Origin of the sequence: Pseudomonas sp. TMW22090, from assembly GCF_022496665.1 — a bacterium.
Taxonomy (GTDB): Bacteria; Pseudomonadota; Gammaproteobacteria; order Pseudomonadales; family Pseudomonadaceae; genus Aquipseudomonas; species Aquipseudomonas gregormendelii.
Genome location: NZ_SCFH01000008.1, coordinates 175393 through 196821, shown reverse-complemented (window position 1 = coordinate 196821; position 21429 = coordinate 175393). Strand labels below are relative to the sequence as shown.

12 protein-coding genes are annotated in these 21429 nt (G+C 55.9%); all 12 read right to left on the bottom strand.

From position 1 onward, the window contains the following. Positions 1-982: 982 nt before the first annotated feature. Genes EQV97_RS22050 through EQV97_RS21995 form a run of 12 tightly spaced genes read right to left on the bottom strand, consistent with a single transcriptional unit; the run spans position 983 to position 21426 of the window. Positions 983-4354 carry a DNA-binding protein gene (locus tag EQV97_RS22050; RefSeq protein WP_240889991.1) on the bottom strand — a complete coding sequence of 1124 codons (3372 nt, stop codon included), beginning with the start codon at positions 4352-4354 and terminating at the stop codon, positions 983-985. After that, on the bottom strand, positions 4344-7088 hold the full coding sequence (locus EQV97_RS22045; protein WP_240889990.1) for a chromosome partitioning protein ParA: 2745 nt from the start codon (positions 7086-7088) through the stop codon (positions 4344-4346). The genes EQV97_RS22050 and EQV97_RS22045 overlap by 11 nt, the downstream gene beginning before the upstream one ends. A 3-nt stretch (positions 7089-7091) precedes the next feature. After that, positions 7092-9053, bottom strand: coding sequence for a hypothetical protein (locus EQV97_RS22040; protein WP_240889989.1), 1962 nt, complete (start codon positions 9051-9053; stop codon positions 7092-7094). Next, on the bottom strand, positions 9047-12493 hold the full coding sequence (locus tag EQV97_RS22035) for an AAA domain-containing protein (RefSeq protein ID WP_240889988.1): 3447 nt from the start codon (positions 12491-12493) through the stop codon (positions 9047-9049). The genes EQV97_RS22040 and EQV97_RS22035 overlap by 7 nt, the downstream gene beginning before the upstream one ends. Continuing rightward, entirely contained in the window at positions 12490-13833 is a 1344-nt protein-coding gene (locus EQV97_RS22030) for a serine/threonine protein kinase (RefSeq protein ID WP_240889987.1), read from the bottom strand. The genes EQV97_RS22035 and EQV97_RS22030 overlap by 4 nt, the downstream gene beginning before the upstream one ends. Continuing rightward, the gene (locus EQV97_RS22025) at positions 13826-14545 is read right to left on the bottom strand and encodes a PP2C family serine/threonine-protein phosphatase (protein WP_240889986.1); all 720 of its coding nucleotides are present in this window, start codon (positions 14543-14545) and stop codon (positions 13826-13828) included. The genes EQV97_RS22030 and EQV97_RS22025 overlap by 8 nt, the downstream gene beginning before the upstream one ends. Continuing rightward, positions 14542-15009, bottom strand: coding sequence for a VWA domain-containing protein (locus tag EQV97_RS22020; protein ID WP_240889985.1), 468 nt, complete (start codon positions 15007-15009; stop codon positions 14542-14544). Before EQV97_RS22020 ends, EQV97_RS22025 begins: the two co-directional genes overlap by 4 nt. Further along, positions 15006-16796, bottom strand: a complete 1791-nt coding sequence (locus tag EQV97_RS22015) for a DUF1887 family CARF protein (protein WP_240889984.1) — start codon at positions 16794-16796, stop codon at positions 15006-15008. The genes EQV97_RS22020 and EQV97_RS22015 overlap by 4 nt, the downstream gene beginning before the upstream one ends. Further along, positions 16793-19561: an FtsK/SpoIIIE domain-containing protein gene (locus tag EQV97_RS22010; RefSeq protein ID WP_240889983.1), complete on the bottom strand. Its 2769-nt coding sequence runs from the start codon at positions 19559-19561 to the stop codon at positions 16793-16795. Before EQV97_RS22010 ends, EQV97_RS22015 begins: the two co-directional genes overlap by 4 nt. Continuing rightward, a complete protein-coding gene (locus EQV97_RS22005) occupies positions 19558-19788 on the bottom strand; it encodes a hypothetical protein (protein WP_240889982.1) in 231 nt (76 codons plus the stop codon). Before EQV97_RS22005 ends, EQV97_RS22010 begins: the two co-directional genes overlap by 4 nt. Next, on the bottom strand, positions 19781-20116 hold the full coding sequence (locus EQV97_RS22000; protein ID WP_240889981.1) for a hypothetical protein: 336 nt from the start codon (positions 20114-20116) through the stop codon (positions 19781-19783). Before EQV97_RS22000 ends, EQV97_RS22005 begins: the two co-directional genes overlap by 8 nt. Then, on the bottom strand, positions 20113-21426 hold the full coding sequence (locus tag EQV97_RS21995; RefSeq protein WP_240889980.1) for a hypothetical protein: 1314 nt from the start codon (positions 21424-21426) through the stop codon (positions 20113-20115). Before EQV97_RS21995 ends, EQV97_RS22000 begins: the two co-directional genes overlap by 4 nt. Positions 21427-21429: the final 3 nt, after the last annotated feature.

The following is a 21429-nucleotide window of genomic DNA, read 5'->3' as shown; positions in this document are numbered from 1 at the left end:
ATGGGGTGCTAGGGGTCGAGTGTTCGAATCACTCCGTCCCGACCATATTTTTCAATGACTTAGCCGAACTCTTATAAGTTCGGCTTTTTCATGTTTGGAAAATTACTCCCACATTTACTCCCACGGATATCTTGGATCTCGGTAGCTATACCATCTGAGAGGCGTTCAAGTTTCGTGTCTTCTAGTCGCCCCCTACCAATGCAAGAATCTAAAGATGCGAAGACGTTCGTCAGTGGGTTACCGATCTGGACATTCCGCGAGGCAAGCTTCGGGCTATGGCTATAGGTAGCGCGGAGCTCTCTGTTGCTGGTGAGGTGATCCGGACGTCGCTCAGACTCCGGTAGAGTCATCGGATATCACATGCTTCCCGCGACGGAGGTTCGTGTCGATGGGGACTATGAACTTCCTGGTGATGGAAGCTCGGGGCCGATCACGCGCATTAACCTGATTGTTTAAGCTATGGATGCCATGCTTACGTGATTGCGGCGCCGGAAAGCTTGGTGAATCCGAAGCCTGTAAATACAGTCAAGCTCGTTTTCTCCAAAAAACATTTTGACTTCGCTCTAGCACGGTAGTTACAACCAGAAAAAGCTAATTGTGCCCCCAATTTTGCCCCCATGCGCACCGGGTGCGCGAGCGATCGAGAATGGCTATTTCTGAGCAACTCCAATATGGCAGTGATTGGTATTCAGCGCGCCTCGGTATACTGGATGAGCAGCCCGTATCTGGCAAATCCTTGCTCGTTCGGAAGAGGAAATGGGTAATGAGTCGATATCTTCAAGCGGAGATGTCGGATCTGTTTCTCAGCACCTTGAATCGCCCCGGATTCTGTAGACAGCATGCAAACTCATTTGCGTGGCAAGAGTGATCGCGATCGGCGCCTCATCGAAAATGAACACGGATTACACACGACCTTGTACACGCAGCTTGGTCTGGCTGGACTCCCAAGATTTTATGAAATCTGATATCGGGTTTCTGTTGCTCATTCGTCATTTTTATCGGAAATGCTGGTGATATGGATCGCGTTTGCACCATCGTCACCGGTCAGATACATCCGCAGGGCGAACAGCAGATCAGGTGTCTGGTCGCCGTCGGGCTTGTCGATGTTGATCTGTACACGGGAATAAAGGTAACCATTCGATTGCGCGACGAACTCCGTCACCCGTTCGACTTGAGTGGCCAACGCCTTGGTAATTTTCTGATGGGGCTGAAGGAGCATCCTGATCTGAGCGTCCCGGGAGTTACGTGCTCGAAGCAGGCCCAGCAGAAGCTCAAGCGGTTCGGTGGTTTGTTGGAGCCAGTTGAGGGTCGTCCTCTTGTCATTAGGCCTCTTTTTGGACGGACACGGTTTGATTTGACTCAGGACAGTGTTCAGCGAATCAAGGATGGCCGTCATCTGTTCCACATCAAATCGTTCAACAAAGTGCCTGTCTCGCCAGATGGCGTAAGCAAACACACGAAGGGCGCTCTCCGTCGGACGTTCCATAAATCCGGACAAGATGGATTGCTGCCATGGCTCGACAACACGACCGAGCGCAAAACCGATGGCCCGTGGGTTGTCAATTCTGTCCTTGCTGACCTGCTCGGTTATCCACTGAACGCATTCATCGGGAGCATCGCTGTGCATGCAGCACATTAAAAAACGGATTTCGTCTTTGATCTGTTTCGGAAGCTGAGTTTCGTGCAACAGTGACGCGAGGTAGTGGGTGTTGGTTCGGGTTGTGTCAGCAAAGGCCTGGGGGCATTCTGCATCGTCAATCGAACGCCCATCACGCCAGATCTGGATCACAGGGTAGTAAAGGGCTTTGCGCATTTTGATGACCTGCGCACTGATTGACGCGTCATCGAAAACCTTGAGGCGCTCTATTTCCTGATGATGTTCACCTGCAATATTTCGGCCGGAGTACTTTCCAGCGTTCTCGACGACTTCAAATGAAATCCTGCTGCCTTCGACAAAGTCCGCGTGGCTTGTGCCATCAATGAACTTTTTTTGATGAATGAAGACCTTTTTTGCAGATAGATCCATGTTGGCAAACGTGAAATCCCCTTCGTGCTTGTCCGGGCGCCATATCGTACTGATGACACCGGTTGTCCTGTTTCGGGGACGTATATAGATATCCTGATCCAGCCGTGCGACTGCGTTCGTTATCCAATCAAGTAGATCAGAAGTTTCATCGCCGCCATCCTTCTGTACGTGGTGCAGATCCGCCCATGTCATCGGGGCAGGATATTGGGGGGCAGGGGCGTCGGTGATGATCACGTCTGCAGTGCGGCACCATGTAGCGTGTACCTGCTGGAACGATCCGTTTCGCGGTTTAAAAATCAGTTTGTAAGGATCGTCCGCACCATATTCAAAAGTCAGGCGGAGCTCGCATACGGCGTCTTTCTCGAGTGGAAACGCCGGCGATTCCAAACGGGCCGAATATCCGAGGTCTTCGGTACTGTCGCCCAGAAACAAAGGAAATTGATAAAAAGCTTTGTTAGCGGGGAGCGTGAAATCTTCGCGAACCTCAACTGCGACCGGCTTGCCACGCAGCGGTTTGACGGTCGTACCACGGGAAACAAGGTGGCAGCGCCGATGAAGTCCATCCCTGACGGCCTTGATCGAGAGTTCGGGAATCTGGTCGCGCCACAGTGCGACCCCCCCTGCGCGTTGTTGCAGGGAATGAAGGCGTGTGCCTCCGATCACCGGACTGTTCGTCAAGTTGATCGCGAAAGCGAATTGCCCGATGCGCGGGTCGTTTTTCAAGTCCGCGGCGTCGACGACAGGGAGCTTTATTGCGCGAGGTGCTTCAAGCCATTGCCCTTGATCGTCGAGTGTGGGGATCTCGTACTTTTTTTCTTCGTGCATCTCTGGAGACGCGTTCGAGATGATGACCGAAGGATGGCGCTCCCAATAAAAACCGTTCGTTTCGGGCAAGACTTTCTTGAGTTCCGGGTCGAACCTGGCAATCAACTTGGTGACGCAAGTTTTGCCGCCGACGCTATCGATAACCACGATCGCGGAGTCATTTCTGACTTTCGAGTAATCAGCTCGCTGAAAGGCCGCGGCGATGCTGCGGGGCAGGGGGGTCGCATTCTGGAACCGGGCGTTGACATGGCGCCGGATAACGTCAAGCTCGAAATCGTTGAGGGTGTCGGGAACCAGCCAGATCAGCGTCTCGTGCCTGAACACGCTGTGTAGTCTTGAGGCAAATACGCGGGCGGCAGAGTCCAGTTGCTCGGGATCGGTTCTGGAGAAAAACAGATCCGCCCAAGACAGGGTAGTCGCCTGCGCATGAGCATAAATCCCATCGGAGGCGAAAAGGTCGAGCGCCACTGCGGTATTCGCATCGCGCCATTTTTGCCAGAGAAACGCGTCGGGCAGAGAGCTGAGGGTTGTACCTGTGGCATAACGAGGGCGCAGGGTGGCGAAATCGACACAAACCGGAGCACAGATATCTTCAACACTGACGTTGCGGTTGATTGTCTCCGTTACTCGCTGAGCGACGACTTTTGAAAGCCACGGTCGAATTTCGAAACGGTCGTAATCGAAAAATACCGGCATGTCCGCGAAGCGGTGAGTGCCGTCCCGCCACATCTGGGCATAGGTGTTCCACAAACGTTTGGTCCGGATACGTTCCGGCAGCCTCGAATGATCGGCAGAGAGGTCATCCTCCAGCGACTGAAGCAAGCGCCAGGCATCCCATACACGGCGGTAGTCGCGGTGCGACAGGAGCGTGTTGTTCGGCGGCAGGTTCTCCCAGCGACCGATGTCGCGGGCGTCGCCGGAACGTAGCCAGGTCAGGATTTGCAGGAGCAGATCATCTTCGTGTCCGAGAATATCCCGGCGCAGTTCCAGTAGCTGTGCGAGGTGCTCGACAAAGGCTTTTAGCAGGCGGTTTTCTGGCAAGTTGATCGATTGAAACCGACGAACGGCCTGCAGGTAAGGGTTACCTGCCAGTTTTTCTCGGATATTGCGCCCTGGGCGGTTGCTGAGCTTGATGAAACTGTTGGCATCGAGTTCGCGTACGGCATGAACCGGCAGCAGCGCATGTTCGCGACGAGGCGCTTCGTTAAGCCCACGGAAAAGGCGCTCAACCGAGTGGCGGCTGTGTTCAACGATGCGCCAGAGGCGGTCGCGAACCGGACGCCCTGCAGAAGGCGGCGAATACCCGGACATTCTTGCCAGCACCGATGACAGCGATTGAGGCAGCGCTTGTCCGCTTCTCGGGTCGAATTCGACGGCATGGCAAAACCAGTCTGACTGATCGAGCAACGTGCGGATGACGTCGCTGTCCTTTTGCGTGCCTCGGTTATCGGCGTAAAGCCCGGACAGCGAGATGTCCGCCGGTGATGAAAGGTCAGATATCATTGCCGACGATTCTCCCGGCCTTTACGCTTTCCTCCAGTTGTCTGCGCAACTCATCGCGTTTTTCAGCAGACCTCCCGTTCCACATCTTGTGGCGCTTGTTCTGATCGACCTCGTCTTTCATGTACAAGGTTGGAGGGGTTTCTTCAGCGGCCGTGGTCGAACTCGCGACTCGTTTGTTGTCCTCTGTCGGCGATTGCGAGACTGGCGTATTCAGATAGTTTGCCGATTGCCAGATGAACTGGCCGTAGCCCAGTTCGCAGGCGAGGTCGAAGTCTTCGCGAAGATTGAATGGTTTACCGATAAAAACCCCCGTATTGAGCTGGTTGCGGATTTTATCGAGGCAGTCAGTCTGGCTCTTGCCGCGAGTGTCTATCCCGCGAAGCTTGGGCATGACCTTCTGCACAAGTTGATCTTCGAAGGCGGTGTGCATGGCCTCGGCCAGCAGGGTTTCGTCCTTAGCGTCTTGAGCCGCCCGGACGTCCGGGTAGTTGGCCATGTAATATTCGATGGACTGCCAGACCCGGTGGCCAAGCGCCCGGCCGGACACAGACAACGCCTCATTCAGTTTCTCGATGAACTGCATGAAGGGGTTGATTTGTTCTTCCGAGAAGATGCTTTCTCTGGTCAGCCAGTCATCCCAAGTCTTTCTGTGTAGCGTGTTGCCACGATTACTCTCATTAAGAGGCTTAAGTTTCAGGCGACGTTTAAGCTCGGTCGGACGCGGGAAGTTGATGATAATCGAGCGGTCAATCACCTTGTCAGAAAGTGATTTGGTGGTTTCATCCTGATTCATTGTTCCCGCCCACAGGACGTTACGGCCTAGCGGAAGTTTGTAAGGCTCCATTCCCGCGCCGATTTTTACCGGCAGAAACGGTACATCCTTGCCTTTCTTGCCACGCCGCAGTTCAAGCTTGCTCAAGAACTCGGCAAAGTAGAGTTCAGGGTGAGCAAGGTTCATTTCATCAAGCAGTACCAGGCAGACGGAGTCAGACAACCCCGGATATTCTTCACTCCATTGCTTCTGGCTTTGCGCGAGCAAATGCAGAACCGGCTGGGCGTCGAACTTGTTGTCAATCGAATTGAAGAAGCCAAGCATCGACTCCTGCGAATCCCAGTTTGGCTGGACCGACAGCGGCTCGAAGTAAATGCCGCCAAAGTGCGAGTAGAGGCGCGGCAGTTCGGATTTACCGGTGCCGGAAACGCCTGAGAGTACGGTAACCGGAGACCATTCGGACGTTTTCAGCGCTGTATGGAAGGCTTTCAGGATGCGCGGATTGAAATTCAACCCGTAGGCGGTGCATGCGTTGCCAATGTCCGTGAGCCATTTCATTTCATTGATTTTGCGCTGCGCAGGCTGCACGACTTTTTCTGCAGCGATATGCGGAATCTCGATTTCCTTGTGACGCGCCTCGACTTCCGCAGGGCGTTCGTAAGCAGCGCGAAGGCGGTTGAGTTCGGCTTGCGCTTCGTTTGCCGAACCTTCGAAGATAGAAGCCCTATGCGACAGGGACACGTTTTGCGCATGGAACTCGGCGTTTTTGCGGCGCAACTCGCCGACCTCCGCAACATCGGCGCTGTTGCTCTCGAGTTGTCGGGACAGTTCGTCTGCTCGGGCCTTCTGAGTTTTGTACTCCGATTCGAGCGCCTGGGTCCTCAGACGCATTTCTTCGGTGGGCCTTGTGGCGAGATCTTCCCGCAGACGCTTGAGTTCATCGGACTGGCTGTTCAACTCGCGAAGGACCTCGGCCGGGTCGTTACCGCCAAGCTGACGTTTCAACTGCTCAAATACGCCCAGTAGGTCGGTTTGTGTAGCGAGGCTGTCCCGCAGGCGCTGGTTATCCTCGACATAGGATTGTTTGTGCTTGTTCAGTGATTTGTGTGCTTCTTCCAGATTCGCAGCAAGTTCCTCAGCGAGTAAGTCGTTCCGTCTGCTCCATTGTTGCTCCTGCCGCTGCTCTCTGCGCTCCAGATTCCGCTCGGAAATTTCCAGCTCCATTTTTCGGCCGTGGATGTCGCCTTGCAGGGCAGACAGCGCGGCTTTCTGTTTCGCAAGCTCCGAATATTCCTTGTCTAGCAATGCGCGGGCGTCTTCGTGATGCTTCGCCCAGGCATCGCGTTCTTTGGCGATGTCGGTGCGGATGCGGTCGCGCTCAACGTTTTCGGCATCGCAAACTTCGGACAGGCGTTTGGCCCTCAGCTTGGCGATCTCTTCTTCGAGGGAGGAAATTTGCTGTTCACGGTTTTCGGCAATCTTTCGTTCGGCGTCGGCACGCAGAGTGCGTAACTCATCGCTCAGGCCGGTACGTTTATTGCGCAGTTCAACTTCCAGCCCGACACGTTTATTGTGCAGCTCAACTTGCAGTTCGGCACGTTTATCGTGCAATTCACCTTCGAGCGCGGCACGTTTGTCGCGCAGTTCGACTTCCAGTCCGGTACGTTTATCGCTCAATTCAACTGCCAGCTCGGTGCGCTTGTCGCGCAATTCAGTTGCCAGCGCAGCGCGTTCGTTGGCAAATCCGGCCTCGCGTTTTTGTTCATCGGCCTTGAGTTTTTGCTCGAGCTGATTGAGTTCGGCCACCTTCTGATTCACTTTGGCAATCGTGCGCTGTTTCTCTTCATCAAAGGATTGTTGACGCTTGGCAAGCGCCTGTTCACGGGCAGCTATTTCGGTTTCTCGGATTAGCTCAGCGGCATCCTGCTTCGCGGCATCTTCCAATTTGCCAGAGTGCTCCATTCCCTATACCTCTATCAGTGTCTTGATTATTTTGTAAGATGCTTTGCGAAGTTGCGCGACTTGCTCTTTTAGCATTGGCAGCGGCTCATTGCCGTGGCCCCGCTTGGTAATCACAGCTGTCATATCGTCCACGAAAGACGGGGCAGTACTGGCAATTGACTTCAATACGTCCTCATCAGCCATCAGCAGAAGGGCGATCACGCATGCCCCCAGCGACTGTCCGACACCCTGCAAGGTTTGCCGCACCGCTGCAGGCCTGACCGTGCGCAGACCTTCAGGCAGTTTGCTGCAGAGGCCGGCATTGACAGCTCTGGTTCCGGCGACCGCGATAAGCTGCGCATCGTCGGCCTCAGGGGGTAACCAATAGATCAGCGACACCTCGAAGACGGACTGCAAAGCTGCGTAGAGATCGCGAACGAATGGGAGTGCATCGTCCCCGTCCTTGAAAGACAGAAAGGCGCGCTCGACATGAACGAGCCGGTCTTGCAGGTTGGCCCCGAAGCGGTTGAATGTCTTGTAGCCGAACTCGCTCTGCAGGCTGGCGCGGGCATCCAGCAACGAGTCTGCGCGAAAATCGCTGTCTGTGTCGGAAGGAGAGGTGGACGCGAGAGTCTGTGAAAACTTGATCTGCACAAGCAGTGTCTCGATGATTTCACGCATCAACGTTGCGTCCGACAGTTCCATCTCCGGGGCGTCAGCCTTGCCTTTGCCGTGGCCCTTTTCATCGCGCTGCTTTTTGATGTGAAGAAGCTGGTTTATGAGCTCTGGTTGCTGTTTCGCGAGGCGCCGCAAGGGATTGGACTCGTCGTCTTCTGCTTGCAGGATGGCGATGGCGAGGAGGGTCTCCAGTTCCGCCTTGCCATTCTGAAAATCGATGAGTTTGCCTTCTCTTATGGGTCTGAAGCCCGATCGCGGCGCGGTCAGGCCGATCTTGGTCGCGGCCTGCGCGAGCAAGGCGCAATGCTCTTTAGGCTCTGTGAACTTGAGCCCTTCCAACTCACTTTCATAGGGAGACTTGATGCATGCGTAAAACAGGGCCCATTCCAGGGCCGAGTAGATCTGAGCGATAGAGTGAAAGGGGGCATTGGGCCGCAGGCGCAGACTGTGAAGAAGTTTTGGAAAGCGCAGCCAATTGTCTTCGGTCTCGAATGCCTCCTTCGGCTTTTCGTCCTGGTTGTGCGCCTTCGGGTTGCTCAGTGAGGCTTTCCAGTTTTTCAACCAGTTGGCCTGCGCTTCATCTTGTTCAAGCAGATGGTCGAATGCCCGTTCAAGGATCAATGAGAAACCATTGCCGAACGGGTCGGCGATACGGAATTCACCATCGCTTTTCTGGATTGCAATCGGACAGTGGAGGAAATGCCGTTCTGCTTTATCGATGATCATGATCTTCTGAATCGGCGGAATATTTTCCTCCCGTCCCGAAGCCGCCGATCTTCTCTGTATCAAGCGTACTAAGCTGATGATATCGCGCTGAGTGGGAGGGCTATGCGTGTGGGCGTCATTCAGTGGGATGCGCCTATAGCGCTTGTTCTCTTCCTGTTTCTGCAATGGATTGTTGTCGTCCAACCAGTGCATGAATGGCAGCATCTGTCCGGTGACGAGTTCGCGAAACACCAGCGCGGTGGCAAAAACCGGCACTTGCTCATCGTCGTTCGCACCGACATCTTCCTTTTCGACAATAACGTTGAATGGATCAATCAGTGCCTTGTCCTGCAAGCGCAGAAGGATGCTTTCGATCAGGTCGAGTGGAATGCGGGTTTCCTCCGCCAGTGCCTGAGCGTCCATCGCACCGGATACCGCGAGGAGCTTGAGAATGAGTTGTTCGAAGGCGTTGAGGCGCTCGCCATCTGCAACGGGTTTTGGCAGGGTCACGCGATAAGTGTTCACTGGCCACATCAGATCGCGTTGCCCGCCAATGGCAGCACCGAACGGCTTTGGTGTGCCGTAGTCCAGGAGTTTCAACATTGCAGAATGACTCCCTGTTCCTGGCAGAGACGATGGAAATCCACCAGTCCCGGGATATGCTCGGCGGCCAGTCTCCCGTGCAGCAGACCTGAGTCGCCGACCACCACCAGCAGTTTTTTCTGGCGGCTCATCGAGACATTGAGGCGGTTATAGAGGCAGAGGTGACCGAACAGGGACCGTGCCTGCTTCTCTTGACTCTCTAGAGAGGTTTTCCAATCTTGTGGCATGGTCCTCACGGTCGACAGAAACACGACATCGAATTCCATGCCCTGGAACGAGTCCACCGTCCCGATACGGAGCCTCTTCTCGTTTTCCGCAAACGCACCGAGTTGCTCCCTGATGAGTTCGGACTGCGCCTTATAGAACGAGATCACCCCGAACGACAGATCCTTGCCAGCGTCGCAATCCATCCACACCCTTAACTGGCGTGAGATGACAGTGGCTTCGGCCGGACGTATCCAACTGGTGTCGCGGCGCAGATGCTTCCCTTTTTCCGCGGGCACCTCCAGCCAGACCGCGGGTTTGCCGTCGGTGTCTGGAAGGGCATGGACGAAATCGCTGGCAGGCCGCCCGGATTTGAATTTCTCGGATGGATCGAAATGCTCATAGAAGTTACGGCTGATGAAATCGCCGAGGGTCGGGTGCATGCGATATTGTTTGTCGAGCGTGACCCGCCGCGGGATCTTGTCGTTGTCCTCCAGTGTCTTCAGGCGTTCTGAGAACAGGTACTGGAACATCGACTTCTTGAGCCATTCGGATTCTGACGGTCCTGTTTCGCCGGTTTCCATCTGACCGGCCACTTCTTCGTCGATGATGTGGGGCAATTGGCGGTGGTCGCCGACGAGAATGATGCGCTTGCCCTGTGCCATCGGCACCATGAGGTCGCGCGGCGAGACTCGTGCGGCCTCGTCGACGATCACATACTCGTATTCCAGTCTCTGTTGGTTGTCGTTTTCATCATCGCCCCTGATGCCTTTCTGTTTTTGCATGTTCCCACTCACGCTCTGCTGGCAGGTGGCCGCGAACGCGAAACTGTAATCGGACACTGCCTCCAGCATGCTGTAAGGGTTGCTGTCGAGTTCAGCGAGGAATTCGGCCAACGCGGCAGACCGCTTGTCCCTGGCAGTATGTCCCACGGACTTGATACGTTTGATGGCCAACTCTGCCAGCGCAACGACGGCGTCATTGCGTTTTTCTACGCGAAAGACGGGAGGAGTGGTGAAGCGGACGAGCAGTGTTTTCTTCAGGTTTGCCAGCGCCTCGAGAAATGGCGGCGGTCCATCTTCGCTGCGCCACAGGCTGGCGTTGTCCAGTAAATCGTGATCCGCCTGATCGAGCATGTCGCGCAAGTCGTCCAATGCGTCAGCGGCTCGATCCGGTCCATCGTCTGCGAAACTCTCGAAACGGCAGCGAATACGGCGCACGACATCCAGCCATTGACCGGAACTGTCATTCAGTTGTTCTTCCTGGCGCATCCTGTTCAGGAGATTCACGGCTTGACGTGCACCGTTTTCGCCGAGAACCCGAATGCCTAGCGAAGCAACTTTTTCGGCAAGGTCTGCACCCAATGCACGCGTAGGCGTCTGGATATAGTGTAGGCACAGAAGCTTGATTTCCGTTTCCTGCTCGATTTCGGCAATTTGCGGATTTCGCTCGCGCAGTTCAGTTGCAAGCTTTGCGCACCATTCGTCCATCCTTTTTTCGAAGATGCTTAATTCTTCCAGCGGTGTATTGGAGCGCGTGCCGAACTTGGGAACGGGAAGACCATTAAGCGACATTCGCTCGATCATGTTTTCGACCGCGTCATGCTGAAAACCGGTCAGCAGCACTTGGCCTTTTATACTCGCGCCGCGTTTGTCGGCCATCTCGTTCAGCCGTTCGAGGATCGCGGCGATAACGGTGGTCTTTCCGGTCCCGGGTGGCCCTTGAATCAGCGCAATGTCGGGTGTTTCCAATGCGCAACTAATTGCCTCCAGTTGTTTCGGGGTGGGGTCTTCCTTGAACACCTTGCGGCGAACAAATGCCGTCAGCGGTGCGATTGACGGTGGCTTGCGGGCCGGTGCGATTTTCCCTTTTTCCTCTACCAGCAACCCGAGTTGCGGGTTGGCTGCGCGGCCCTCACTGATCGAGTGCCGGGCGGATAACCGTCGCTTGATCTGGGTGATTTCTCCCGCCAGCGAGAGGATGAAACGGCCCGACGGCGCTGGCAAGGTTTCAGTCTTGAGCGTCAGTATTTTCGATTCCTTGTCGAAAGCGATCACCTTGAAATGGGTGTTTGTTTTTTTCCGCTCTTCTTGCTGAAGAAGCTTTTCTTTTTCTACGGCTCGCTCTATTCCGCTCGCGAAATCCTTGAAGCGCAATGATGCGTCTTCCAGGTAATCCGGGAGTTGTTCGATCAATTTGACTTCGGGCACAAGGCCCTGCTCCAAGGCTTTCAAAGCAGTCTCGCTGGCTTGGGAAATGCGAACAGAGACCGTTCCGTCGCGTTTCTCGGCCATGTCGGAGAACTGCAAGGCGCCGACTGTCCGTGCTCGCTTGAGCAGCAATTCGCCTTCGAGATCGCCGAATTCGTCCCATTTTTTCAGATAGCTGACATCGTCCTGCGTCAGTTCGGTTAACTGCGCCTTGGCGAAAGCGCTGATCTGACCTGTCTGCGACCAATTAGTAAAGCGCAGCGTGCCTTTGACCAGGCGCAGTGCGCGATCCGTCCTGCCTCGGGACTTGGTCATGCGCGTGGTCAAGAATATCGATTTACCCTCCGGCAGCGAGGTTTGTGTCGCAACAAAGCGAATGCCATCGCCAGTAACACAGAAGGAATTGCTGCGGGTCGGCTGTTTGTCCTGGCTGAGGGCTGCGTGGCCAATCGCGATATCGTCCTCATCTGCGGTTTCCGGGTCTTGTTCCAAGTGAGCGTCACTGTCGCTGCTCGTCTTGTTCACGGCAGGCTCCGGCTTCAACGCTTCATCAATTGCGGGGCCAGCGATCAAGAAAAAGAATGAGCTGCCGTCTTGTCGGAAGCAGCAATGCTCATCAAGCAGTCTGTAAAGACGTTCACCTTTGGTTTGACCCTTGCGCCCGGTGATTTCGTTGATCTTGGTTTCCACATATTCGTCCACCCCGATGTCGACTTCACCCATCTCCAGGCACCCACCTGAGAAGAATGCGATTTGCAACTCCATGCTGCCATCAGCGGCAGGATTGACCAATCGCGCCAGCATTGCGCGTCCGCTGGCGAGTTCCGCATTGAGGCGACGGGTGTCGATGGCCGCGACGGTCCGCACGCAGAGGAGTGAGTCTTTGAGACGCAGATCGAAATCGTCGGGACGCGCCGCACTGGTCTCAATCGAAAGGACTGCGCGACCCTGCAAGCCTTCCACCGCGTTGTCAGGCTGCTTGACGCGGATCGTAAGGATCTCGGCCGGAATGTCGTCGAACTTCATTTCTCTGCTCCTGCGAATTTGAAAACCAGGGTGTCGGGAAAGGTTTTCGTCCCTCGCACGGGGTGTGCAGTCTTGTCGTCGAAGTCGAGAACGGCCTCGTACGCTTGCGCGTTGTTATGCTCGAATGAAAATGGGTGAAACAAACGGTGCGGCAAGGAAAACTCTTTTGCGTCGGCCGGGATCACGATTTCCCCACGTGGCGTTATGGCGCGGGCAAAGGGCGGTCGGGGGGCACGGCAAAAAGGACATTGCGTATGGTTATCGGCAAAGTAACTCATGGCGCAGGCATGGCATTGCAGCGAAAGGTCGAAGGCTTTCTTCAATTCCAGCGCCCAGAACGCAATCGTCGGACGGCGATGCGGCTGATTTCTCCCGGCGCCGAAGGTTTCGTGGAAAAGCCGCCGCAGCCCAGCCGTCGCGACCAGTTCGCGGGGCAAACCGGTATCACCCTCGTTCGAATCGTCGTCCTCGTCATCGATAAAAGGGAAATACCCGGCATAGGCCTGGTCCTGCAGATCGGCAGGGCGCTCGTCTGTCGTCGGCTCGGCGTCCCAACCGCTGTCTTCATCCTCGGGCTCCAGCACTTTCTTGCCGATGAATGGATGGCAGAGTGCGAGTGTCTTGAATGCCATCACGGCAAATGCCCAGCAGTCCGATCGCGGGCGCGAAGCATCGGTTGCCCGAACAACTTCCGGAGCACCATAACCCGGCGTATAGACGGAAGTGCCTTCACCAGGCATTTCCAGACGCATATTGTCGGCATCAATAAGCCAGACATCGCTTGCGTGCTCGGCAATGAACGCATTGTCCGCGGAGATGTCGCCGTACACCAATCCCGCGCTGTGCAAACGGGCGAGGATCGAGGCACATTCCGCCAACGCAAACAGGCGGCGCCGGGTTGAGCCTGTGTTGGCGTAATGCCACAGACGCAATGCCAACTCCCGATCAGGAACGGCTGCCAGCCACCGAGGAAGTGCAGGGTTCTGAGATTCGAGCGCTTTTTTCGCATCGCCGTCTAGATCGAAAAAATTGAAGGGTTTCATACCGTTCAATAGCCGCATTACATAGCCAGGCTCATCTCGCAGAATGGCCAGAGGCAGAGAAACAGGAATGCGCGACGGAATTGGCAACAGACGGATGTTCTGGAAGCGACGGCGCAGGTCGGCTTTTGTGTCCGGCTCACCCGAGGTGTCGAGTGGTTGCTTGATCGCCAGATCAGCATCTCGCGTACGGTACACGACGCCCTGGCCACCTCTGGCAAGTTCTTCAGTGAGGTAATGCTGATTGCCGTAGTCATCGCAGAGTGGTTTTGTGTGAGCGGTTCGTGCGGGCTTATCCATGGCTGATCTCCTCACAGCAGAGGCAGGCGATAGTCTTGTCGTCGTTGTGCTTTGGTGTTGGCCAGTTTTCGAGCATCTCTTGCAAACGCTGGTTGGCAGTCATCGTGGCGAGAGAACGATGTGCCTCCATTACGCCGGTCACGAAGCCGTCGACATCGTCCAGGTCGTCTGCGACACCGTCGGTGCAGAGCAAGATGCCCAGGCAGTCTTGTTCTGGCAGCGATGTAATCTGCCAGTCCCTCCCGGAGTCGATCGATGACAGTGCGGCCGTGATGTTTGAAAAGCTCTGTGACTTGTCCTCGCTAAGCGCCAACATCGAGCCGTCGAACCTGACGGCGGAGAGCAAGCCATCGCCCAGCATTCCCAAGTGGATGACGCCATTTCCAAGCCGGAATGCGAACAGGCAGGTGGCTGCACAATCGCGGGGTTCAAGCGGCGCAATAAGTGATAACCAGTTGGACTGGATACATTGCGACAGGAATCGAGGGGTTATTTCGCTTTGTCCACGGCAGGCGTGTGCCGCGCGTTCCACTGCAACACAGGCAGCCGCGCTGCCAACATTGGACAACGGCTTGGAGCCGAGCCCGTCGCAAACAACGATGCCATCCCCCCAGTTATGATGGAACGATGCCCAGGCATCCTGGTTGGGAGTCCGCGAGGCTATATGTGCCGGGCCTCGAACGCTTGCACCAAAACTTTTCCAGAGCATCATGCTGAACAGTCTTCCAGCCAGCCGTCGAGCGCGGCGAAGAGCTCGTCAGTCACAAACACATCGGGGCCTTTGAGTCGTGGATTCGCATCTGCGCCTGTTTTGATAATGCGTAGCGTGTCCGGCGGCAGGCTCGCGGACCATTGCTTCAGTAGTTTCGTATCGGCGTGAGACCAGAACCCATCGGAAAGCAGCAGGATTTTCCCTTCAGGTTGCGTTCCGAGCAACTGAATCAGGGCTGCAACGCTAGACGTCCCACGGCAAGCAAGCAGTTGCGCCGGATACTCCTGATTCTCGGACCAATCGGGGAAGTAAGCTTCGCCGGCCCAGGCACACAATCTGATTGGTGTGCGGCCATAACCCAAGCGTACCCACTGCGCAATCGTCATGACGGTTGTTCGCATGATGAATGGCTTTGCCAGATCAGCCATGCTGCCGGAGATGTCACACACCATAAAGAGCGTCATACAGACGCTCTTATCGATTTGGTACGTTGCGCGATCGCGGTCATCAGCGCGTCGAGTTGCGCTGAAAAGGTGTCTCCGCACCAGGGCGTCAAGCGTGCATCGTCGATCTTTTTGCGCACCGACTCCGACTGGGGAGCAAAACAGCAGGCAATGATTCCACGCCCCTCGACGCCACCGTAGTAGCGAACCAGGTTCTGCAATTTCATCACTTGTTCCTGGCTTACGTAGCCCGCCTTGCATTCCACTATGTAGAGCGAGCGACCGTCTGTGAACGTGACATCGAGTTCATTATGTGGAACGTTACCATTGAATGAATTGGCACTTGCCCGATTCAATTGCAGCGTCAGATTGATGCGCAGGTCCTTGATGATCCCGCGGTCTTCGTAAGGTTTGCAGCGCAGATAGACGTATTCCTCGAACCAACCGCCCGACAGGTATTTCGCAAAGTCGGCCCAGTCGTTGAAACGCAGATCCAGTCCGTTGCCCACGACGGAGGCGACGTTGCCTTTGGCAAAGCTGAAAACGAATCCACTGCTTTCGATAACGAAGGGCGTGAGCGGCGCATTTCTTTGCTGCTCTTTTTCGTGTTGGCTGCTGAAGCTGCACAATTTTTTGTAGTCTTTTGAGAGCTTGCGACGGTGCTTCCAGAGCATTTCGGTCAGGCGGCGGCGTTCTGACGATAGCTCCTGTAACGGCGCCACGGAGGACAGTTTCAGTCCGTCGGCATTGAGCAGCAAAAACGTTTCGACCGAGTCAATCGGTCTGATGGTTTCGCGGCGAAGGCTGTCGACATACGTCACGCGCTGGTTGCGACTGTCAAAGTAGAACGGGATGCCCCCCAGCGCACGGGCTGCGGAGAGCGCCCCGGCGAACATCAGTTTCGTTCCGCCCGTCAGGTTGACGCCGATGCGCGCGCCTGCCGGCAAAGTCCTCGCATGACCGATGATTTTTTCCTGGACGTCGTGGGCATCCCAGGGATCGACGGCCAGTTCGTCAAAGTTTGCGTCGTGAATGAATGCCCGCATGCAGGCCGCTGGAAAGTCCTTCGAGTTGACGAAAACATGCCGGCTCGATGCAAACTGGCGGATGCCGAGCAAAGAGGGCATGCGTTGCTCGCCAAAAAGGTGAAAAGTCACATCGAAACCGTCATGGGCGTTGCGTGCCGCACTCTGGCTGACACCATGCCGTTCAAGCCACTCCGCAGGCAAGCTGATGGCTTCGGGTGGTTTGCCAATGACAGGCGAAACGATCAGGCGCTTTTTAAGGGTTGGATGTGCGAGTGCCGTCAATGCCCAGATGAAGGCCATCACCGGTGTGCCCGGGCTCAAATAGAGGGTGACCAGTTTGTCTCCGGCTGTCTTCGCAACAGAATCCAAGGCACGCATGGCGCAAGCGTAGATGCCCTCGCTATCGTTGAGTTCGCGCAGCTTCTCGCTCTTGAGGGAGATGTCTGTACGCTTGCCGAGAGCTTGCAGCTTATCTTTCAGCCAGCGGGCATAGTGTTCATGTGCCGCAGGAGTGTTGGCAAAAGTCGACACAAACTCGCTGGTGACGCTGTATTCATGTTGTTGGTTAGAGTCGTGGATCAACGCCAGCTTTTCTGCCAGATCGCCCTGACTCCCGGCGTGCTTGTCGGTTTCGTCATCCGTCCGTGTATAGCAAAGGATAACGACTTCACAGTAGTCCTCCGCCTCGAGGGCTCCGGCGATCGGACCGATGGTGTTCTCGAACCCCAGTGAGGCGCGGAAATCCGTGAGGCCATACCAGGTAAGCAGGAATTTCTTCATAGGGAACTCTTCTGAACGTAGGGCCGGAACCATGAAGTCTCATTGGTCATTCTGTTCATCAGAACGGCGCGATTGGATTTTTCGATACCTTTGAACTTGCCAATGCCTCCACTGGCCAGCAGTGATCCGGCGTCGTCTTCGTTCATGCAATATGCTACGCGCAGCTCAAAAAAGGCGAAGAGATCCTTACAAAGGGCAGCGCAGCGTTGCCATCGGTCCACGAAGGCGAAAACGAACACGCCTTTGCGCGGTCCATCTTCGGCAATGCGCTTGAGGAGATCGCCAGGAGAGGGCGGTTCGCCTGCTTTCGCCGGTTTGTACGAGGCGGATGGATACAGTTGTTTCTCGGAATCAAGGCCATCGATGATCAACGCGACACGGCGAGTGCCGATACCGTCCGCTATTGCTTGCAGCGGTAACTCAGCGACGTTGTCGAACACTCTCAAGCGTGTGCCGAGTGCCCGCGAGGCATCGAGGAAACCGCCGTCGGAAGTGACGCCACGGCCGTTGAAATAAATGACCTCATCGAAACTGTCGAGCGCAGCCAGGCTGGAAAGGGTGGTGGTGAGCAAGCCGTCATGGATAGGGTCGTTGTAGCCACTGAACAGCACATTGAATGCCGAGCGGTGGACAAGTGGGACCGTCAGTTTGTCGGCATCAAATGTCAGCCGCTCCCCCAGAAGCAGCACCTCTTGTTTTGCGCAGGCCGACTGATAGTCGATCGCGACTGGCGGCTCGGGCATGTGGGAGCCACTGAACACTTTCGTTTTGCCCGACATGCCCCGCGCTGTCGCGTAATCCGCCAGCCTTCTGATGTGTGTTCGGCAGAAGCTGCTTTCTGCCAGTGGAATCGAAAACTTCAAATTGCCGGACTTGGCACCGTTGGCATTATTGATGATTCCCTCTGGTGGGCTACGCAACTCGGTTGCCGCCCAGTTGTTCGCACCGAGGATCATTGCGGAGTCTTCCTGGCCACAGGCCAGTGCTATGCGACAGCCCAGTTGGGTAATGATGCTTCCCAGCGACAGGGCATTGATGCCTTTAAGGGTCTGCGTCGCGAGAAGAATATGAATGCCGAATGAGCGACCCTGCTTCAACAATTGCGAGAGCCGGTGCTCTGCTGACTCCGCGACCGGGCGATTACCTGCAAAGAGAACCTGAAATTCGTCTATGACCAGAATAATTCGCGGCAACGGAGCCTTGGTGGCTTCGCGATATTCGACGAAGTCGCGGACTTTTACAGTCTTGAACATGGATGCCCGCTTTTCCAGTTCGCCCACGAGGTGTTGGAGCACCGTCACTCCGTATTCGGGATCGCTCTCCGTAGCGACCAGCCGGGCATGGGGAAGCGGCGGGTCCGCGTAGATGTTGAACTCTGTTGATTCCTTGTAATCCAGCAGGTAAAGATCAACTTCTGCCGGTGAGTATCTTTCACATAGCGTGTGGATCAGCACATGCAGCAGGTTGGATTTTCCGGACCCGGTTTTACCGGCGAGCAGTGCATGGTGCTCGGAGGTTGTTGCACCGAGGATCAGAGGCGTGGGACCTCCGGCGCTGGTCCAGCCGATGGGGATGTCGAAGCCGCCGCAGGTCGTCGCACCTTTGGCAAAATCCGTCCAGAGATCAGGCATCGATTTGCTTAACCGCGCTTTCGCGGCATACAGATCGGCGAGCGCAGAGAAATAGCTGCCCAGCGAGTCTTGCCGAGGCCATTGCTCGGGCTGGTACGTCAATGAAAGTCCGCAATGCTCGCTGTTCCCGGCGTTGAACAGTGTGTCGAATGCTGTGGTACAAGCGTTTATCGTCGCCCGAAATTTCTCGTAGCGCGGGTCTTGAAGGCGTGCGCCGTCAATCGCGATGATGGGCAAGACCCCGCAACGCGGACCGTTCTCGCAAATCCGCTGGAGGAACCACAGGCTCTTGTCCGAGAGCTGTTCCGGCACGTTGAACAACACCAGCACCTTGTAAGGAAGGGGGTTGTCGGCGTTGTTTGCGTTATGTTCCGACCAGTTGGACGACAGGTCATTGAAGCGATGTTGAATCAGTTGCTCGACTTCATCCTGCACTTTGCCAAGCGCGGCCTCGATTTCGTCCGAGCGCGTGAGCACTCGTTGTTCCGGTACCAATTGTTCGACTTTGAGCAGAGACAAAAACGGCTCGAGCGATTGCCCGAGGCGCAGCGGGTCGACGAGTGTTAACTCCAGTTGTCCTGGTGGCAAAGCCGAGAGCAATCGCAAGAGCAACAGATGTGCCCATTTCTTGTGTGCCGAGTTGTCTTCCGATAGGGCGAGGGCATGGACGAACGGGAAGGGAAGGACGTGCGGGACAAAGCAGGCGAGGTCCTCAAATCCTACTCGATACGCGCCGAGAGAAATGCTTGTGGGTATTTCTGTTGCCACCGACGGAGCAGTCGGCGCCAAGTCTACTAACGCGGGCTGTTGTCGGCGAAGTCGTACATTCGAATGTACGGCTTCGGCCGCAATAGTTTCCCATTCGCGGGTGAACGCTGATCGCCAGCTCGATTTGCGTTGATCCCGGCTGGCGTCCTCTTGCTTTCTTTCGGCCATGAGACGGTGCACCGTCTCTTCAGCCAAGGGGGTAAGGTGTTGTGCCATGTCTTTTTGCAGATCGAGGATAGCCCGATCTTTCTTCAGCGCGGCGGCATCGAATTCACGGTTGATGCGCGCCAGTCCTTCGCGATAATCAGCGAGGGCGTCGGTGATCCTGGTCATGGTGTGATCGGGGGCCTTCAGGGAGCCGTTCATGCATCTGGTCCCTCTGATCTCGCCTGGAGGGTTTGCGCCTCTTCCAGGATTCCATCGATGATCAGCACCTGCCGTTGGTAGCCCTCGCTGAAACTGCGCAGTGAATCGATATCCTTGAGTATCGGGGTCAGCACCTCGGCGATAATGGAGCTGGAAAATGCATCCGCAACTCCTTCGTTGAATTTGCCAGCGCAAACCTTCATCAGCCCCATGACATCGTCAAACATTTGTGTCTCCCGTCTCATCATCCATGGGCAACTCCAGAACCTGAGCATCAGCGGCGATTGTCGGAAACAGCGATACACATACCGCGCCCGGCAATAGATAACTGGATTCGATCCGGGGATTGCCTTTCCAGATCCCATTCAGGAACGCTCGCCAATCCTCTTCGGACAAGTCGATCGATTGGCAATCGGCTGTCAATACCAGGAGTTGCTCCGTGGCCGCGTCAATGTCATCCATGTGGCCGTTGTTGACCGCATGTTTAAGCAGGTCAACGGCAGCCCGGACCGGCGTGAGGATGTCGGGGTCAACAATGGCAAATCGTACTTTCATGGCCGTTCCTCCTCGCTTTGGCGAATGAAATCCAGGCAGGACTGATCTATGTCGTTTTTCCTCGGCAGCATTCCCACCATCGGCGAACCGGCCTGGCGCAAGGCGTCGCGAAGCTCTTTCTGCTTCTGCGGTGAGAGGTCCTGGACGTCTCGCGAGCAAAGCGTGCATTGCGCATCCGCCTGCTTGTGGCCCTCGGCTTGAAAAACCATGTGGTCCTTCTGCGCATACAGGTACTGCGCCTTGCCGCATTTCACTTCGAATGCCATCGAACCGCCCACCGGCGCGCCCATACCCTCGCCACGCCCCAGAATCACCGGCACTCGCAAGTCCGTTATCAGCAGGTCGGTTTTGGTGTATCGCCCGTTGTCGCCAACGAACGTCCGGCCTTGCGTTTCGATCCGTCCTCCCAGTGGAGCAAGTGCGTGTCGAACGATTTGCTCGCCGAACTCGCCACACAGGTGTATCCGTGCCCGACGTGCGACGATGTTGCGCTCTACGTCGCCATTGGCGGTGACCCACTGGCCGCGATACTTGTCAATCAGCCTGCGGTAATCAGGATTACGCTGGTAGAGATATTCCTGCAGCAAGTGTCGGTGCTCTGCCGACAGGTTCATCCGGTCTCGCAGTACATCCGGCGTGATAGGGCCACCGTGTTGCGTCGGGTCCCATTTCAGCCAGGCATGGAAGTCAGCAGCGCTGGGATTCGTCGCGAGGTAGGCATCCAGTGCCTGTTGCGCAGCCGCCAAACGAGCGATGCCGATATCGATGGCCTGCGTCACGGACAGGAGTCGTGCATTGCATTCCAGCAACGCCTGAGCCAACGCCTGGCTCGCCATCGCCAGAGCCTGCTTTGTCAGATCTACCCGTCGCTCCATGGCCTGACGGTTCTCTGTGGCCCGTTCGAAATCGGCCTGTGCCAACTCCAGCATGCTCTGGGCCTGGTATGTATCCGCTTGCGCTTCGTCAACGCAAGCGTACTCCCACGAGCAGTCCGGGCCTGCCCCGTCGTCGTTGGCATCCGGCTGAGCAAGACAGGCCGACAGCGAGGACTCGGCAGAACCGATCCACGATTGGCTGCTATCCAGGGCCTGCTGAGCGCTTTCAAGCGCCTGATGGGCCGCTTGCTCCTGCTGGATAGCACTTTCCAGCAGGTTTTCGCTGCACTGCGACTCGTTGCGAGTGTCTTCGCATTGGTGTTCTACCGCCGCAATTTGGGCGTGGCAGGAGAACTCCAGCGCCTCGCGTACTGACTGCAAATCGCGCACGAGGTCTTCCAGATTCTCCACTTTGCCGATTGAAACTTGTGCCATCGC

Excerpts from the sequence above, each read along its gene's own strand:
- EQV97_RS21995 (WP_240889980.1), bottom strand. The coding sequence starts at position 21,426 with ATGGCACAAGTTTCAATCGGCAAAGTGGAGAATCTGGAAGACCTCGTG.
- EQV97_RS22000 (WP_240889981.1), bottom strand. The coding sequence starts at position 20,116 with ATGAAAGTACGATTTGCCATTGTTGACCCCGACATCCTCACGCCGGTC.
- EQV97_RS22020 (WP_240889985.1), bottom strand. The coding sequence starts at position 15,009 with ATGACGCTCTTTATGGTGTGTGACATCTCCGGCAGCATGGCTGATCTG.
- EQV97_RS22045 (WP_240889990.1), bottom strand. The coding sequence starts at position 7,088 with ATGGAGCACTCTGGCAAATTGGAAGATGCCGCGAAGCAGGATGCCGCT.
- EQV97_RS22010 (WP_240889983.1), bottom strand. The coding sequence starts at position 19,561 with ATGAACGGCTCCCTGAAGGCCCCCGATCACACCATGACCAGGATCACC.
- EQV97_RS22015 (WP_240889984.1), bottom strand. The coding sequence starts at position 16,796 with ATGAAGAAATTCCTGCTTACCTGGTATGGCCTCACGGATTTCCGCGCC.
- EQV97_RS22030 (WP_240889987.1), bottom strand. The coding sequence starts at position 13,833 with ATGGATAAGCCCGCACGAACCGCTCACACAAAACCACTCTGCGATGAC.
- EQV97_RS22050 (WP_240889991.1), bottom strand. The coding sequence starts at position 4,354 with ATGATATCTGACCTTTCATCACCGGCGGACATCTCGCTGTCCGGGCTT.
- EQV97_RS22040 (WP_240889989.1), bottom strand. The coding sequence starts at position 9,053 with ATGTTGAAACTCCTGGACTACGGCACACCAAAGCCGTTCGGTGCTGCC.
- EQV97_RS22035 (WP_240889988.1), bottom strand. The coding sequence starts at position 12,493 with ATGAAGTTCGACGACATTCCGGCCGAGATCCTTACGATCCGCGTCAAG.
- EQV97_RS22005 (WP_240889982.1), bottom strand. The coding sequence starts at position 19,788 with ATGTTTGACGATGTCATGGGGCTGATGAAGGTTTGCGCTGGCAAATTC.
- EQV97_RS22025 (WP_240889986.1), bottom strand. The coding sequence starts at position 14,545 with ATGATGCTCTGGAAAAGTTTTGGTGCAAGCGTTCGAGGCCCGGCACAT.